The 15,106-nt window shown below is 60.0% G+C and carries 10 protein-coding genes; 2 read left to right on the forward strand and 8 right to left on the reverse strand.

Annotation, left to right across the window (positions count from 1 at the left end):
- Positions 1 to 328 precede the first annotated feature (328 nt).
- Positions 329 to 3,562 (reverse strand): DISARM system SNF2-like helicase DrmD, encoded by a 3,234-nt coding sequence (gene drmD, locus NKJ13_RS21190; RefSeq protein WP_352778129.1) that lies wholly within the window; start codon positions 3,560 to 3,562, stop codon positions 329 to 331.
- 487 nt (positions 3,563 to 4,049) lie between these two features.
- The gene (locus NKJ13_RS21195; protein WP_352778131.1) at positions 4,050 to 4,511 is read right to left on the reverse strand and encodes a hypothetical protein; all 462 of its coding nucleotides are present in this window, start codon (positions 4,509 to 4,511) and stop codon (positions 4,050 to 4,052) included.
- Positions 4,512 to 5,219: 708 nt separating this feature from the next.
- On the opposite strand from NKJ13_RS21195, the gene NKJ13_RS21200 reads away from it, so the two are divergent.
- Both NKJ13_RS21200 and NKJ13_RS21205 read left to right on the forward strand, forming a co-directional pair.
- The gene (locus NKJ13_RS21200) at positions 5,220 to 6,134 is read left to right on the forward strand and encodes a hypothetical protein (protein ID WP_352778133.1); all 915 of its coding nucleotides are present in this window, start codon (positions 5,220 to 5,222) and stop codon (positions 6,132 to 6,134) included.
- Entirely contained in the window at positions 6,134 to 7,858 is a 1,725-nt protein-coding gene (locus NKJ13_RS21205) for a 3'-5' exonuclease (RefSeq protein ID WP_352778135.1), read from the forward strand. Before NKJ13_RS21200 ends, NKJ13_RS21205 begins: the two co-directional genes overlap by 1 nt.
- 375 nt (positions 7,859 to 8,233) lie before the next feature.
- Here the strand turns inward: NKJ13_RS21205 and NKJ13_RS21210 are convergent, their stop codons facing one another.
- The 6 genes from NKJ13_RS21210 to NKJ13_RS21235 form a co-directional block, all read right to left on the reverse strand.
- Positions 8,234 to 9,589, reverse strand: coding sequence for a hypothetical protein (locus tag NKJ13_RS21210; RefSeq protein WP_352778136.1), 1,356 nt, complete (start codon positions 9,587 to 9,589; stop codon positions 8,234 to 8,236).
- 129 nt (positions 9,590 to 9,718) lie between these two features.
- Entirely contained in the window at positions 9,719 to 10,834 is a 1,116-nt protein-coding gene (gene dinB, locus NKJ13_RS21215) for a DNA polymerase IV (RefSeq protein WP_352778138.1), read from the reverse strand.
- 238 nt (positions 10,835 to 11,072) lie between these two features.
- Positions 11,073 to 12,392 carry a DUF2130 domain-containing protein gene (locus NKJ13_RS21220; protein ID WP_352778139.1) on the reverse strand — a complete coding sequence of 440 codons (1,320 nt, stop codon included), beginning with the start codon at positions 12,390 to 12,392 and terminating at the stop codon, positions 11,073 to 11,075.
- Positions 12,393 to 12,531: 139 nt separating this feature from the next.
- Entirely contained in the window at positions 12,532 to 13,314 is a 783-nt protein-coding gene (locus NKJ13_RS21225; RefSeq protein ID WP_352778141.1) for a hypothetical protein, read from the reverse strand.
- Between the two features lie 43 nt (positions 13,315 to 13,357).
- Positions 13,358 to 14,401 carry a nucleotidyl transferase AbiEii/AbiGii toxin family protein gene (locus NKJ13_RS21230; protein WP_352778144.1) on the reverse strand — a complete coding sequence of 348 codons (1,044 nt, stop codon included), beginning with the start codon at positions 14,399 to 14,401 and terminating at the stop codon, positions 13,358 to 13,360.
- On the reverse strand, positions 14,398 to 15,063 hold the full coding sequence (locus NKJ13_RS21235; RefSeq protein WP_352778145.1) for a DUF6088 family protein: 666 nt from the start codon (positions 15,061 to 15,063) through the stop codon (positions 14,398 to 14,400). Before NKJ13_RS21235 ends, NKJ13_RS21230 begins: the two co-directional genes overlap by 4 nt.
- Positions 15,064 to 15,106 lie beyond the last annotated feature (43 nt).

Below are 15,106 nucleotides of genomic sequence, written 5' to 3' on the forward strand. Positions count from 1 at the left end.
ACCGCCCAAGTCGGCGCAAGCGTGGTGCCGTGCTCCGGCAACGCCACCAGAAGTTCATCGGGAATGGCCGGGCCGCCGGGCGCACCCGCTATGTTGCGCGCTTCCCAGCCCAGCACCTTTTCAACGAAGGCCCAGGCATCGGACAAGGCAGGCGCGGCAAGGTCTTCGCCGATGATCTCGTCGACTTCTCCTGAATCGATGCGCGTTTGCGGGGGCGGCACGAGGCCCAATTCCTTCAGCAGCGTCGGTGCCACGACAACGCCCACGGGCGGCACATGATCGAGCCATTCGAAGTCCGGGTCGCGGTTCATGTCGATCGCCATCGCGCTCACCCCGAAACCGGCCAGAGATAGACCAGTCCGACAGGTTCGAGGCGATGCGCGCGCACTTCATAGGAACTGCGCAGGCGCTGTGGCTCATCACGCAATTCGCGCTCAAGCCGGGTCAGACGTCCCTCCCAATGCTTGCGGTCCGCCTCGCGCTCGCGCCGTTCCTCGGGCACGAGATCGAGGGTGAACTGATTGGGGTCGAACTCCTTCGCAGCCTTGGCGATGCGCGAACGCTGCTGATCAAGCAGGTCTGACAATGACCGTGCTTCCTCTTCACCGCGCTTTTTCAGCTGCGCGGTAACAGTGGTCAGCCGCTCGGCCGCGATCGTCTCCAATGTCGGAACAAGGTCGGCGATATCCTTTTCGACAAGGGCTTGTATGCGAGCGACCGCCGTTGCGGGCGCCTCGCGGGCGTCGCGCAATGCCTCCTCAAGCTGGATCAGCGTCTTCTCCTCACCACTTTCGCCCAATGGGCGGAGCGATTTGCGATCGCGCTCGGATTCAGACCAGATCGCGGTGACTGGGATGACTTCTTCATGCAAACGCGCCGCCCCCGCGCCAAACACCGCTAGGCGACCCATAAGGACCACGCGCGGCTGCGCGCCGGGACCATAGATGACGGACAGGCGAGACAGTTTCGATTGAAAGCCCTGGCTGATGAATCGCGACAGCAGCCGCCGTACAAGCCGGTGCTCGAGATGGACCTGCACAACGTCTGGCGCGTCGCGGCCATCGCCGAGAATTGGCGGCCGGAAAGCAATTGATCGGATGGGCGCGTCGCGCCGCCAGTCTCCGAGGCGCTCGCCGCGCTTGCGCGGCCTAACGCGCAGATCGTCGAAGGCATCGTCCCAGCCAGCATCCTTGGTGAAAGCAGGATCGGCTGGATCGAGCTTGAAAGTTTCGACATTGCCCGCCGACGGACCGCGCGCGTGATCGAGGACATATCCGGCGCGCGAAAGTGCCGCCGCCGCGACGCGCTGCAGATCCTCGGGATCGACACCGACCCGTTCGCGCGAGCGTTCCAGCGCGCCTTGAAGATCGGTCTGCTCTTTCAAAAGTCGCTCGTGCCTAATGCGTTCGTCATCATCCATTTCCGCCCGGGCGCGCTTCAAACGCTCGGCGTCGCTTTCTTCCTGGATCGCAAGCGCGATAGCGGCGGCCTGGCCACGCGCGATGCCGTTTTCGGCAAGCCTCTTTGCGATGCGGTCCTCGATTACCTGACCGACGGAGCCGAGTTGTTCGCGGATGGTTTCCGTTTTCCGAATCAGCGCCTCGAGGACGATATCGGCCTCGCGCTGCTCGTAGCGAAAATACCGGCAGAATACCTGCTTGGCGGGTTGGAGCTTGCGATCGATGCGGCCGTTGCGCTGTTCGAGGCGCGAGGGGTTCCAAGGCAAATCAAAGTGGATGAGGTCCGAGCAGTAGGCCTGAAGGTTGATGCCTTCTCGCGCCGCGTCGGTGCAAATGAGAATGCGCAAAGGTTCTCCATCGGGGTCAGCGTTGAAGGCGCGCTTCACCTCTTCCCGGCGGTCCGATCCTGTCGCTCCGGTAAACACGCCGATGCGGTCGTCCGCTCGGTCGGTGCCTTCCAAGGCCTCGCGAAGCCGTCGTTCCAACCAGCGCCGCGTGTCTTCATACTCCGTGAAGATGATGAAACGACGGCGATTCCAGTTCTGGCCCGTCAAGAGATTGGCTTTGATCCAAGTGACAAGCCATTGCACGCGGGCATCTGTCCGGCCGGCGTTTGGTTCAGCTATCGCCAACATGCCATCGACGGCGGCAAGTTCGGCGCGCAAGTCACCTGGCGCAGCGCCGGCAGCGCCCAAAGCTGAAGCTGCCTCAGCGGTGGCATTCTCATCGGCGTCTATGGATTTCTCCGCGCGATCATCGTCCAGCCCGAGCTCATTGCTGTCCTCGTTTGTGGGGCGAGCCACAAACGCCAACGCCGCGGCGGCGACCGAACCTGCTTCTTCACCATCCACCATGCGTTGCAAGGTCGCTCTATGGACCTTCAAGGTCCGCGCAAAAGCAGCAACAGACGACAGAAGACGCTGCTGAAGTCCGACAAAGGCGAGCTTTGCGAGGGCCGCCTTCTGATTAGGCAAGCTGGAGATACGTTTCATGCGCAGCTCGCCGTACGCGGCAAGTTGGCGGGCCAATGCGAGTTCCGGTGTGTCTTCGGGCAAGCCATCGATGCGAACGGCTTCGATAATCCGCTCGGGGAATGCCTCGCCCAGGCGCCGTAGGTCTGACTTCAGGCGCCGAACCATGACCGGCTCGAGGTCCCTGGGCCGAACCTCGACACCACGGGTGAACCGCTGCGGGTCCAGCATCTCGAGCAAGGCCGAGAAGCTGTTGGAATGTCCGTTGTGCGGCGTAGCGGTCAGGAACAGCCGGTGCTCGAACCGTTCCCCAAGTTCACGAACCGCCTTCGTGAGCTGACTTGAGATTGCGTATCTCACCCCCGCTGCCGGAGCCGCGTGATGCGCTTCATCCAGAATGAAAAGCGATCTTGGCCGAAATTCACCGAGGACGTCGCGCAGGCCGGCTGCGTACACCTCATCGGTGAGCAATCGATGAGAGACAATGAAACGCGAGCCGGTTGACCAAGGATTAACGGAATAGCCGCGCAGGCGGCGCATTTCCCCGATGCGCTCCCGATCGATGATCTCGAACGAAAGGCCGAACTTGGCTTCGAGCTCGTCTTTCCACTGAATTGTCATCGCCGGCGGAGCGGCAATGACAATGAAATCGATCCGGCGGCGCAGTAGGAGTTCCCTTGCGACAAGGCCGGCTTCAACGGTTTTTCCCAAGCCCACATCGTCCGCGATCAGGAGATTGACTCGGGGCAGCCGGAGCGCTTTGCGCAAGGGAAGAAGCTGATAGGCGTCAAGCCGGATACCCGCACGAAAGGGGGCCTGCAAGAGATCTCGATCAGCGACCGTCGCAGAGCGCCAAATTATTGCGCGAAGGTGGGCTGCTAAAATCTCCGCCTTGTCCGGAAGGCCTATCCCGACTTTCCTCCAGCCATCTTCGTCAAGCAGCACCGCGCCTATCTCGGCGTCCCAGATCACTTTGAGCTTCTCGCCCTGGGCGTCATCGGAGATGCACGAGAGACTTAGGGTTGGGAGGTCGTTGGGTTCGCCGTGTAACTCTTCAACCAGCCATGGCCGACCGCGGAGCTCCACAAAGCTCCCCTGTGCAATTGATGCCGCCATACCCTGCTGACTCATTTCTTGTCCTACTGCCGATTCTCGAGTTGAGACTAAGGCAACAGCTCTCGTTTATCGAACGTCATCAGTGCGAGATCGCCTGGCGTCAGGTGCTTACGCCAAGGGTCTGAAGCATTTGATGTGGTCGGCCACATCTTTCCTGAATTTCTTGGTATTATTTCAACCCTTCTCTGTCACCTTCAACAACTCATTAGCTAACACCTATTCCCGGTCGGGTTGCGCAGCTATTTTCGCGCAGCGGCTAGGACCGCTCGGCCCAGCTAACGGGAAGCTGCCAGACGGTGCGGCCTCCGTATCGCCCCCAAAGGTGGTCGAGCGAAAGTCGAGGTCCCGGTCAGCCTCCCGAAGTGTCTCCCGGAATCTGTCGCCCCGTGAAGTCTGGAGGAGCCAACGCGAGGTCGCGCTCCACATGATAAGCCTGCCCGAGGCTGGGCAGGGTTGCCGCCGGAAGCTGGAACCCATGAGGAAGCTTCAGGGGGCGCAGTGATCAGGCCGCCAGCCGACGTTCCTCTTCAGCAGCGATGATGTTTGCCAGCGATGCGAGGGCGAGGTTCGACAGGTGCCTAACGAGCAGCTCTGTTGCCAGAGGCCCTGCGGCAGCCGCAGCCGGATGGATGGCGCCGGGAATTCGGAAGGGTGTTCCTGAGCTGAATACCGGATCGTCGACGATGTTACGGCTGCCGGACGCGCGAACCGCCCCAAGCTGCGACTCGACGAGGTAGGCGGCGACCTCTCCGGCGAGCTGGCGGAGGGGATGGTGCTGGGCTTCGGCCTCGCCGAACCGTTCGATCATTTCGCCGGAAAACGCTGTCACGGGCTTCTCGCCGTTGACGATGAGCCGCCGCATTTCCGGCAGCGTCTCTGATTCTTCGGCGAGGATGAGCAAGGCCTCGCCGTGCGGAAGCCGGGACGCGCGGGTGCGGATGCGCTTGGGCCAGTCAAAAGGCATGTGCGTGTCGCCTTCTGACATCACTGTTAAGATGTCTGCTGAGGAGGTGGCAGACCTACGCCACGCCGGACCTGCCGTCAACAGACGTCTTCCGAGAGATGTCTACGTCGGCCCGCTCGACCGCTGTATGGCCGGAAGCCGCAGGCCAGCCTGATCAAAGCGCCATCGTCAGCCTCGGGTTGGGGCTTCGGCGTAGAGGTCGAGCACATCGTCCATGCGAGCAACGCACTCGGCGTTGACCTTGTGTCGCGTGGCATTTAAACGCGAGAATGCGGCTAAACGCGAGAATGCGGCAATTTGTTCGAACTGCGGCACTTAAACAGGAGAATCTCAGCGCCTCGGTTCTCAAATATGGTGCAAAAGCGAGACACAGGATGGGTCTGACACCGCGTAGTCTATGACATTGAAAATGTGAGCGGATGTGATCTCCGCCGCTTTCTGTCTGAGAAGCAGACAAATCTCAATTGAGCCCTGCGGCCGCCATTCTAAATTTAACTGCAGAAAATTACGGCGGATTCTCAATTTAAGTGTACATTTCTCAAACTAAGTGCTCGGCTAACCATCTGAAATCGTTGGCGCAGCATTCTCATAATTAACTTGCCAAGTGACAGCCGCCACGAAGCGCGCACCGAGGCAACCTGGTGCGTGAGAGATATAGTGCGGTTCTGATATGAGAATGACGGCGTTTCAATACTGCTGAAAGTTTGTATGTTTCGGGATGGGTCTCGTGCCCAACGCGGGTCGGCACGAGAAGGATGGGGGGACTTCGTGAATATTGCATCGGGCATCGATGCCGCCGGCAACGCCGTCGCGCAAATCGCTTACTTCACCACAAAGGAATTTGACAAGTCGCTCAGCAGGGCCTTCCTGGGAGGCGGCCAACTGCACAAAAAGGCGATCAAGGTCAAGGCCATCCTTGGCAGCCTGCGTGACCCAAATCCCTTCGTCGGGATTCCGGTCACCAAGCATGGCGAAAACCGCATCAAAAACGCTGTGAAGTATGATCTCGGTGATGGTTGGCGTCTGATTACCCAGCAGACCGACAAGACATGTCTTTTCCTAGTTGTCGGCGATCATGAGGACGCCGACAAATGGCTGGACAGGCAGAAAGGCATGAAGCCCGCCGTCAGGGACCTGAGGACTGTTCTTGTGCCTGGTTCGGGCCAGCAGGTCGTTCACGCAAACGACTTCCGGGCGGACCACCACGACATGCCGGTGGTCGAGCGTCTCGACACAGAGGCGATGGACCACGTACTGGACGGCCTTCCGCGCAGTGTCGCGAGGAAGCTGGAGGCGCTGGACGCCCGTTCGACCACCACCGATCTCGAATCCTTGGTCGCCGAGATTCCCCATGCGCAGAAGGCCGAACTCGTCCACGCTGTTTTCAATCTACTCCTCTCGGGTAATTATGAAGGCGCACAGGCTCATGTCGACCTGAGCATGGGCCGTATCGGGCTCCTTGAGGACGTCGATGAAGCCGAGATGCTCGAGGTGGCCGACGGTGAGGACATCCGTCGCCCCGCATTGGGTCGCCGGAATACGAGGCATGGCTCGCATCATTCGAGAAGCGGTCAAGCTGGTACGAATGGTTCCTGTACCTTCACCCCGAGCAGGAAAAGGTAGTGAAGGCCGATTACCAACTCTCCGGGGTTTCAGGATCAGGCAAGACTTGCGTCGCCGTTCGCCGTGCGCTCCGCTTGGCGGAAGCACCGGATTCGAGAGTGTTGCTTCTCACGCTGAACCGCAGCCTCGCCGGTCTTCTTGGTCAGCTCGTTGACGCTGCTTGCACCAACGACACCGTCCGAGGACGCATCGAGGTCACGTCGTTTTTTGAGCTCGCCCAGCGTCTCCTGAATCAGTTCGAGCCGCACAATGATCGTCATTATGTAGATGTGACTTGGAAGTCCGGCGAGCACGTCGACCTGGTCTTTCGGGAATATTACCGCCAGTGGCTGAATAACGATTCTGCAAAGGTGCTGCTCCCCTTGCAAAAATCGATGACTGCCCGAGGCGTCAGTGGTGAAGCCTATCTTCGTGAGGAATTTGACTGGATACGCAGTGCCGTCACGCCGGATTCCCGCTCGTCATACCTCAGTCTGGAACGCAAGGGACGCAAGTTCCCAATCGCAGCGGATCGCCGGTCGGACATATTGAGGGGTTTGGACGGCTGGGAGCAGAAGATGCGCGATGTGGGCGTCGTCGACTATTTAGGACTCACCTCAGCTCTAGCGAGGCATCTCAAGGATATCCAACCGCTGTATACAAATATCCTTGTCGACGAGGCGCAGGATTTTGGGACCACCGAGATACGGGTTATTCGCAGGCTCGTCGAACCCGGATCCAACGACATTTTTCTCTGCGGCGACATTGCCCAGACAATCCTTCCGAAACATCGCTCCCTGCCCGAAGCAGGCGTCTCAAGCGTGACGCGCGAGCGCATTCAGAAAAACTATAGGAACAGCCGGGAGATCCTGAAGGCCGCCTATGAAGTCCTGAGCAATAATCTAAATGACGAAATGTTCGACAGCGACGATCTAGAAATTCTCGACCCCCAGTTCGCAAATTTTAGCGGTTCCGTTCCGATGGCACTTGCCGCGGGTACGCTGGAAGAAGAAATTGCCTACGCGCGAGCCTATGCGGCCACTGCCCTGCAGAACGATGCTAAAACCGTTTGCGTCGCCTTTGCTGGCTTTTCGGGCCGGGACGTAAAGGGCTTCGCGGAGAAGTGCGGTGTCACCGCGCTCGACGGTGCGTATGATCCCAGTTCTGATCGCCTCGTTTTTTGCGACCTAGAACAGACGAAAGGGTACGAATTCGACACGCTGATCATTCTCAATTGCAGAAATGGCGTTCTACCGCCGCACGATGCTCCGGAAGAAGAGGCATATCGCGCATCCTGCAAGCTTTACGTTGCAATGACGCGCGCCAAGCGCGAACTAATCCTGTCATTCAACGGGGAGGCCAGTCCCTGGGTTGCGGAGGTGACAGACACGATCGGAACAGCCCTCTGGAGCGAATTCGAAATCTTGGATCCGGCGCTTCTTCAGGGCATCCCTGAACTCCTTCCTGAAATTGAGCCGGACAGGGAAATTGATGATGTCGGGAAGCTAACAGGCCTCCAGTTCCTGTATACTGCCCATGGGCTGAGCTCGTCGCTGGAAGCGCAGGACAAACTGATCGAGTTAGTCGACGGCCGCGGCCTGCGGGCGGCAGGTAGCTTGCGCCGCCGCAAATGGCAAAATATGCGTTCGTTGATCACCGATCTCGTTGAAAGTCGGCGTCATGACTTGCAATTCGGCCCGAACGTGGCAGCGGAATTGCGACGACTGACGCGAATCCTTTCCTAAGACCGACGACTGCGGCGGCCTGCACACATATCCGCAATACGACGAGTGTCGCGCTCTGCGTCACCAATCTTTAACGTTTGGGCTCTGGCGGCAGCCATTCTGGAAAGTGCCTGATCACGCTGCGCGATGACTGCCGGGTCCTTTGTGAATCCGTCTTCTTGCGGGCTGGGCTAGCCGCTGACGAAATCCAAAACATCGAGTCGGGTCTGAGGTACAACAAGGGGCTATCGGGATCGGATCGCGAGATCGCTGTCCCTACCGCTTTGTGACTGATAGTCGAAGCATTGAACCCTGCGCTTCCGACCAGATGGATGGAATGTTGGATGGTGCTGCCGACATCGTTGATTCCCTCCCTGAGAGGATACGGCCCCAAGGTCACTTTTGCCTATTTTCCCTCCGCTTGCCTTCGTCTTCGAAAGACAGCGTCAGCGTTTCGTGCAACTTGCCGAGTGTGCCGTCCTTGCGAAAACGAATCCCCTGGATGACAAACGTGACATGCCCGTCGCTGGCGTAGAGTGAAGTTCCGGTCACCGAAAGCCGTAACAGCCGGCCACGGCTCTGCGACGTGACGATGTCTCCCAGCCCGATTTCGAGGATTGATCGGGCTAGGGCGGATCGCTCGGCCTCAAGCTCCCTTTCCCACCGTTCCAGCTCATCCTCAAGGTGCCGCCAGGCCTCCCGCGCGGCCTGGAACGGTCTCTTGTCTCCAAACAATATCCGGTCCGCCAATGCCAGCATCTCGCCGGGCACGTCCCGCTCCATCGAGTAGGCGGCATGGCTCATCATCTCATGAACCCGCTCGGCTTCCAGAAGTGCAAGAAGGCGCTCGCGATAGGGTTCAACCTTTGCAGTGGATACCACCGGAGAAAGAGTTGCTTCCCGTACTGGCATGAAATCGATCGGCATGACCGCACGTAGATTGATCCGACCGGTCGTGAACCGTTCCGGCGCATCTTCCTCGCGCCATGCCTTGCAGCTCCATTCGACCCAGATCTCGCTTGCGGATACGCAGAGCCAGCTGACCAGGAACATCTGCGAGCCCGGTGCATAGAGATGATGCGCCGACCAGGCATGATCGGCCGCCGTCAGCGGCATCACCACATGCTGGAGCTTGTGGTCCCGCACCATTCCGGTAAGGGCCACTATCCGACCCTGCAGGTGCGCGGTCAGGCGGATGAAAATGACTGGCCCGCTCGCAACGTAGGTGTGTCGGCGGCCCTCGGTTTCGAATACCAGCAATTGCGGTCGTGCGAGCGGTAGCAGCCGGTCTACAAGGCTGGCCACGCTGCTGCGGACTGAAGAACCCCAGCGTGTGGCGATCTTCCCCTCTCCGACCCAGTCCTGGCAACGATCCTGGATGGCGACCAGGAGTTGTGCCGCAAGGTCTGGATCAATATCCGGCAGCCTGCTTCCCCGAGGTTGTGCCGCATCGACATCGACGCCGCGGCTGGCGAGATCGGTCAAGGCAGCTTCATAGAATTCCCGCTGAAGCTTCGAAAGCGAGCCTGCTGCCTTTGCGCGCAGTGCGTCCCGTCGCTTCGCTTCGAGCTCCTCGCGGAAGGCCGCCAACGGCGGACGGCGCGGTGTCTGCCCGGCCTCTACGCGGGCCCAATAGCCGCGTGGAGGCTTTGGCACCTGCAGGCGCGCGCACAGTTTCCCGATCGCCACATCTGACAGGCCAAGATCCCTGGCGATCTCGAGGGTCGGTTTCTCCCAAACCAGCGCAAACAATTCCTCTCGGGAGAGTTCTCGTCGTGCCATGCTCCCTCCATCCGGCAACGGCGCGCGCTAGCCGGCAGCGCGCATGTCTGCAACGAGCTAATCGGCTGTCGCGCGACGTTTCAAGAAAAGATCGAGTTGTCAGATTGCAAGACTCATCTGAACCTCTTCCGAGACCAGTTCAGCCTCAAGCGAGGAGATCGTCACGCCAAGCAGCCGAATTCCCTTCTCGACCGGGAAAACAGGATCGAGGAGGCCAAATGCCATGTTCTGTAGCTCAGCTTGGCTGCGGATGATCTGGTGACTGGTTCGACGCCGCGTAATCTGGCGGAAGTCGGCATACTTGACCTTGAGCGTCACCGTGCGCCCATGGATTTCGTTGTTTTCGCAATACCGCCAGACCTTTTCTATGAGCGGACGCAGCCCTTCGTGCGCCTCCGCGATCATGAACAGATCCCGCGCAAACGTATCCTCCGCTCCTACGGACTTGCGGACGCGATCAGCGTGCACCGGTCGCTCGTCGATGCCACGCGATATCCAGTAATAATATGGTCCGGCCTTGCCGAAATGTTCCTGCAGGAACGGCATTGTCTGCGCCCGCAGATCGGCGCCGGTATGGATTCTGAGCCGTTCCATCTTCGAATTGGTGGCAGGACCGATGCCGTGGAATTTCTTCACCGGGAGCACTTCGACGAAGCTCGGCCCCATCTTCGGCGTTATAACGAATAGCCCATCAGGCTTGCCCTGATCGGAGGCCATCTTGGCGAGGAACTTGTTGTAGCTGACACCGGCTGAGGCGGTAAGGCCGGTCTTCGCCTTGATCTTCGCCCGGATCGCCTCGGCGATCTCGGTTGCCGTGGCGAACCCGTGCATGTTTTCGGTCACGTCGAGATAGGCCTCGTCCAGCGAAAGCGGTTCGATCAGCGGCGTGTGCTCGGCGAAGATCTCCCGGATTTGCTGCGAGACCGCCTTGTAGACGTCGAACCGGGGTTTGACGAAAATCAGATCAGGGCATTTGCGCCTCGCCGTCACGAAGGGCATCGCCGAGTGAACGCCGAACTTGCGAGCCTCATAGCTCGCAGCTGCGACCACGCCACGTTCGAGGGCGTGCCCGACGGCGACCGGTTTGCCCCGCAGCTCCGGGTTGTCGCGCTGCTCTACCGAAGCGTAGAACGCGTCCATATCCACATGGATGATCTTGCGCTGCAGCGCAGGCCTCTCAGCCCCGGCAGCTTCGCTTGTGACTGCGTCTTCCATGACTCGTCTGCCTCGATTGCCGGCTCACCTCCATATGCCTCTCATCCGCGCGCCGACGTCGCCCTTGACCTGCCGTACCTCTGAGCGGCCGGTCTGACAGGCCACAGCGATCGGCCGACGACGATTACCTCGGGTGCGGCGGGCTTCTTTTGCTTACGCTATCCGAGGAGTCCGATGGGTATGTCTGGGGAAGCCGCTCCAGATTGCCAATCGTCTTCCTGTTGAGCTGCATGCCGGTCTATTCGGCACCGGGCGGAGATGCTTCTATGGCCAGCACCTCCAAGGCCTCAATCTCCTGCATCACCTTTCCAGCGATGCCTTGCAAATCGCCGTACATGCCGACGGTCGACTCGATTACGCCTTGTATTTGAGCCTCCCGCTTGGCCCACAGGCGTGTTGTGGCCTTGCGTTCCCTGGCCAGGTCCTCCTGCATATCAGAGAACTTTTCGACGATGGCCTCGACGCGATGGCGGAACCGCGGACCGGTCAGATAGCCATAGACCTGCTCCATTTTGGTGGCTTGGCCGTCCTGGGCGAGGCGGGAGTTCGCCAGCTCGATAAGGGATTGTCGCAGCATGATGGCGATCGGCATCGCGCATTTGGGATGGGCGACATAGACGCCGTCCAGAAGATCGAAGGTTTCCACACCGGGAGGCAGAGCTTCGGAGATCATAAGCGCGATATCCGCTTTCGCCGCCCGTTGATCCGCCCTGAGCTTCCCCAGCCAACCCTGGCTCCAGTTCTTGGTGCGTTTCGACTCCCATAAAATGGCGCCGCATGGCTGGCCGGCCGGTCCGACCACGCGGTGCAGGACATCTCCGCCGAACTCACCCTTGGCAACCGGTTCAATGACGTCCATCGGGAACCGGCCGGCAATGAGGGCTTCCAGCTCAAGCTCCAGAACTTCACCCTGCAGCTGCTGGGAACCCTGTTCCGCACGGCGCTTCAGCTCCTCAATCTGACGCTGCATGCCGGCGATCTGTTCCTCTTTTTCCGCAACCTTCATTTTGAGGCCGTCTTCCGCTTCCGACCTCGCCTTGACGCGAACGGCGTCCAGTCCCTCCTGAATCTTCCTTTCGATGGTCAGCGCCATCTCCCGCTTTTCGTCGTCAAGCGCACGCTGCTTTCTCAGGAATTCCGCCTGTTGTTGCTGGGCCTCGGTGAGCTTTTCGTCGCGCGCTTTCAACGTCGCCTCCAGCTCGGCAAGCTTCTTATCCTTGTCCTCCAAGTCTACCGAAAGCAGCAATTTTGCCTTGCGGGCTTCCTCGACCGCGATTCCGGCACGCTCCAGCTTGATTTGCTCAGCCACCTGGTTGGCGATGTCCTCTTTGGCGGCGACGATCTCGGCCTGCTGGCGCTTGAGCTCCTCTTCTCTGGCAGCCATCGATGCCTTGCTCTGCGCCAGGCGCATTTCGTATTCTTCACGCGTGGCGGCAATCAAAGGGGCCGCGAGCGACTCATTGAGCTTGATTTCCGTCTTGCAGCTTGGGCAGCTGATTGTCGGTTCATTGAGAATCCTGTCCCCCTGCAGCATGGTATTGATGGGCTGGACGGTCATCTGCGCGCTGCCTCCCTGAGGAATCAGTTAAAGGACACGCCAGACTATATCTCGCCACGCGTTTTCGGAAAAGAACAAAGAGTGAACCGATGGGTTATCCCCGCCTCTCCCCCGCTGTTCCGCCCGAACTCGCTCATGACTAGATGTTCTGGCGCTCCATCTCCGCCAACATCTCACGGGCAAACTCGTCGATCGTCACATAGTCCTGCAGAAGCTGGGGGTGGAACACGGCGCGGGGAGACTTCTCCGTCACCGACTGGGTCATCCATGGTCGCCAAATGCCCAGGACTCTCTGCTCCGCCTGCAGCTTGTCGTAGAGCTTGAAGTCCCGCTTCTGGATAGCGTCGCCACTCGACTTCTCGAGTTCGTTGTACATGTCGACTGTCTCAGGCGTGACGATGAAGGGCGGGATGTACAGGGGTATCCGGTGAGCGAGGCTGTCGCGGAACCCTTTGAGATGCCTGTCTATCCAGCCTTGACGCTTGTCTAAATAGGCGAGGAACTCCTTGCTAAAGGAAGCGCGGACTTCCTTGCTTTTCGGGCCGAGGCCCACTCGGAGAGACTCGAGCTCCTTGCCCTCGGCGTTGAGGACCGCCTTCTCGCAGACCCAGATCCAGGCCAAATTATCGAGACACCCGAACGCGTTCATTACGAATGCCTGGATAGTCAGCGTCGCGTCAACGACCGTGTCCCTCTCGGGGATTTCGTCCAGCTCTGGGGGGAGCTTCTCGAACACGATGTCAACAGCCCTGACCATGGTACCAAGGCGCCGCGAGAACCCATGATATGCGAACTCGTGGCCACGCTCGGTTTGATACTTGCGACCAAGAAAGCGATCCCGCAGTTCAGCGAACTGCCGATGCATGTCCTCTCGGCCAGCGTGAAGTTTTTCGATGTCCTCGGGTTTGAAGTAGCAGACCATTTGCTCGAAAACGCGTTGATGCCCCGGCGACGTGGCCAGGCGACTAGGAATGGGTGTTGATGTCCTGCTCAATCTGGCGTGCTGATTCCAGAATATCACCGAAACTCGGCGGAGTGCCGAAGATCATGGCCGCCGTATTGGCATAGTCGCGCGTGAGCGCGTCCACCATCTTTGGAGCGGGCGCGATCGCGAAGCTGCCCGGGACTGCTGAGGCGAGGTCATAGTCGGGACGGTCGAAAAACATTCGTGCGTGCCGCACACAATCGGCGCCAAGATCGAGATCGCCGAGCGCGGCCTTTCCGGTCTCGGATCCGAGAAGACAGTGCAGGTCATAATAGTGCCGGGACACCCGCTGGCCTTCCTGCCGCAGTTCGCCGCGCCGCTCGTACCAGCGGCGCAATCCATGGGCGATCACCACTTTGTCCCAAAAGGTGCGGGTCGCCTCGATCGTGGTCACGTCGGCGACGGCCAGATCAATGCCTGCCGCTTCCTCCGCGACATAGGGCGTGATCGTGATGGGGCGATTGGGATCGAGCGCCGATTTCGCCCCGGACTCGAGGCGTATGGCCGGTCGCACATAGGCGCCATCACGCGGCTCGACCTCGGGATACCAGAGCAGCAGGGTCTGACCATCGGCATCGGCTTCGTCGACCTCCGCCCGGCCGGCACCGTTGGTGATGTCGGCAAGTTGAGCAGTCAGGAAGTCTCGCAACGGGCCCGTGATATAGGCGCGGCATGCGTTCCGAATGTCGTCTAGCCTGGCGCGGCGCTTCTTGTTCGACAGTCCCTCGAGCTCTTCGACGGAGGCAGCCTCGTCGAGATCATCGCGGAACACGGTAACGTCGATGTCCTCGGAAAAACGCTGGATGAGGCCATAGCCTTTTGACAGCGACGTCCCGCCCTTGAAAAGCAGCCGCGGCTCCCCCGCAGGCCGTTCGTGGTAGAGCGAACTGAGGGTCCAGCAGACCCAGAAATCCTTTTCGACATTGCCCACCGGAGCTCCGATCCGATTGGCCGTGGCGAGGAACAGGTCGAGCCGGTCACGTGGGGATGCCGCGATGATCTGGCGGTAAGCATCGGTAGTCATGGCTTCGCCTCGTGCGGGTCCGCCCTCAGGATTTCGCGGAGGAACTCCTGCATCCAGATCGGCACGGCGGAGAGGCCGGCGCGCAGATCCTCGCGAATGGCCTCGCCGTGCTTGGGGTCGGCAAACAGGCGACGCAACGTCGCCTGGATACGCTTGCGTTCACCCTTCTGGGTCAGCATGTCCTGCATCCAATGCAAGGCCTGAACGACCCGCATCCCCGGCCGATCCGCCCAATAGAGGCGGCTAGGGGCAGCGTATTTGAAGTGGATTTCCTGCGTGCCGAGCTTGATTGGCTTCAACCGCGCATCGACCAGCACTTCTATTCGGGCGGGAACGGCGGTCGTCAGGCCGAGGTCGTTGGCGGCCGTCATACCATCGATGACGGCGCGCGCCCGATCGCGGCGCGTGACGGCGCGGATCACAGCGCGATAATCCGGCACGGTGGCGCGGCCAGTCAGGTTGTTCGTGCGCGGCCGGTCATAGAGGCCTCGGTCGATCCGGCGCAGTTCTCCGGCGGCTGCCAGGCGCTGCAGGGTTTTGTCCACGGCGGCGCGCGCGCCGAGATCGGCGAAGTCGCCGGGGGTCCAGACCTCATCGGGTTTGGACTCAATGCGGGCAAGCAGGCGCGAGCGAAGATCGGTATCGGGCTCAACTATGGACATGTCCGAAATATGCGACAAGTTTCGGACAAAGGCAAGGGATGAG

The sequence above is a fragment of the Mesorhizobium sp. M0174 genome (assembly GCF_040322275.1).
Lineage (GTDB): Bacteria > Pseudomonadota > Alphaproteobacteria > Rhizobiales > Rhizobiaceae > Mesorhizobium.

What these genes read in the sequence shown, in the direction of transcription:
- drmD (WP_352778129.1), bottom strand. Translation starts at nt 3,562, where the DNA reads ATGAGTCAGCAGGGTATGGCGGCATCAATTGCACAGGGGAGCTTTGTG.
- NKJ13_RS21195 (WP_352778131.1), bottom strand. Translation starts at nt 4,511, where the DNA reads ATGCCTTTTGACTGGCCCAAGCGCATCCGCACCCGCGCGTCCCGGCTT.
- NKJ13_RS21200 (WP_352778133.1), top strand. Translation starts at nt 5,220, where the DNA reads ATGTTTCGGGATGGGTCTCGTGCCCAACGCGGGTCGGCACGAGAAGGA.
- dinB (WP_352778138.1), bottom strand. Translation starts at nt 10,834, where the DNA reads ATGGAAGACGCAGTCACAAGCGAAGCTGCCGGGGCTGAGAGGCCTGCG.
- NKJ13_RS21220 (WP_352778139.1), bottom strand. Translation starts at nt 12,392, where the DNA reads ATGACCGTCCAGCCCATCAATACCATGCTGCAGGGGGACAGGATTCTC.
- NKJ13_RS21225 (WP_352778141.1), bottom strand. Translation starts at nt 13,314, where the DNA reads ATGGTCTGCTACTTCAAACCCGAGGACATCGAAAAACTTCACGCTGGC.
- NKJ13_RS21230 (WP_352778144.1), bottom strand. Translation starts at nt 14,401, where the DNA reads ATGACTACCGATGCTTACCGCCAGATCATCGCGGCATCCCCACGTGAC.
- NKJ13_RS21235 (WP_352778145.1), bottom strand. Translation starts at nt 15,063, where the DNA reads ATGTCCATAGTTGAGCCCGATACCGATCTTCGCTCGCGCCTGCTTGCC.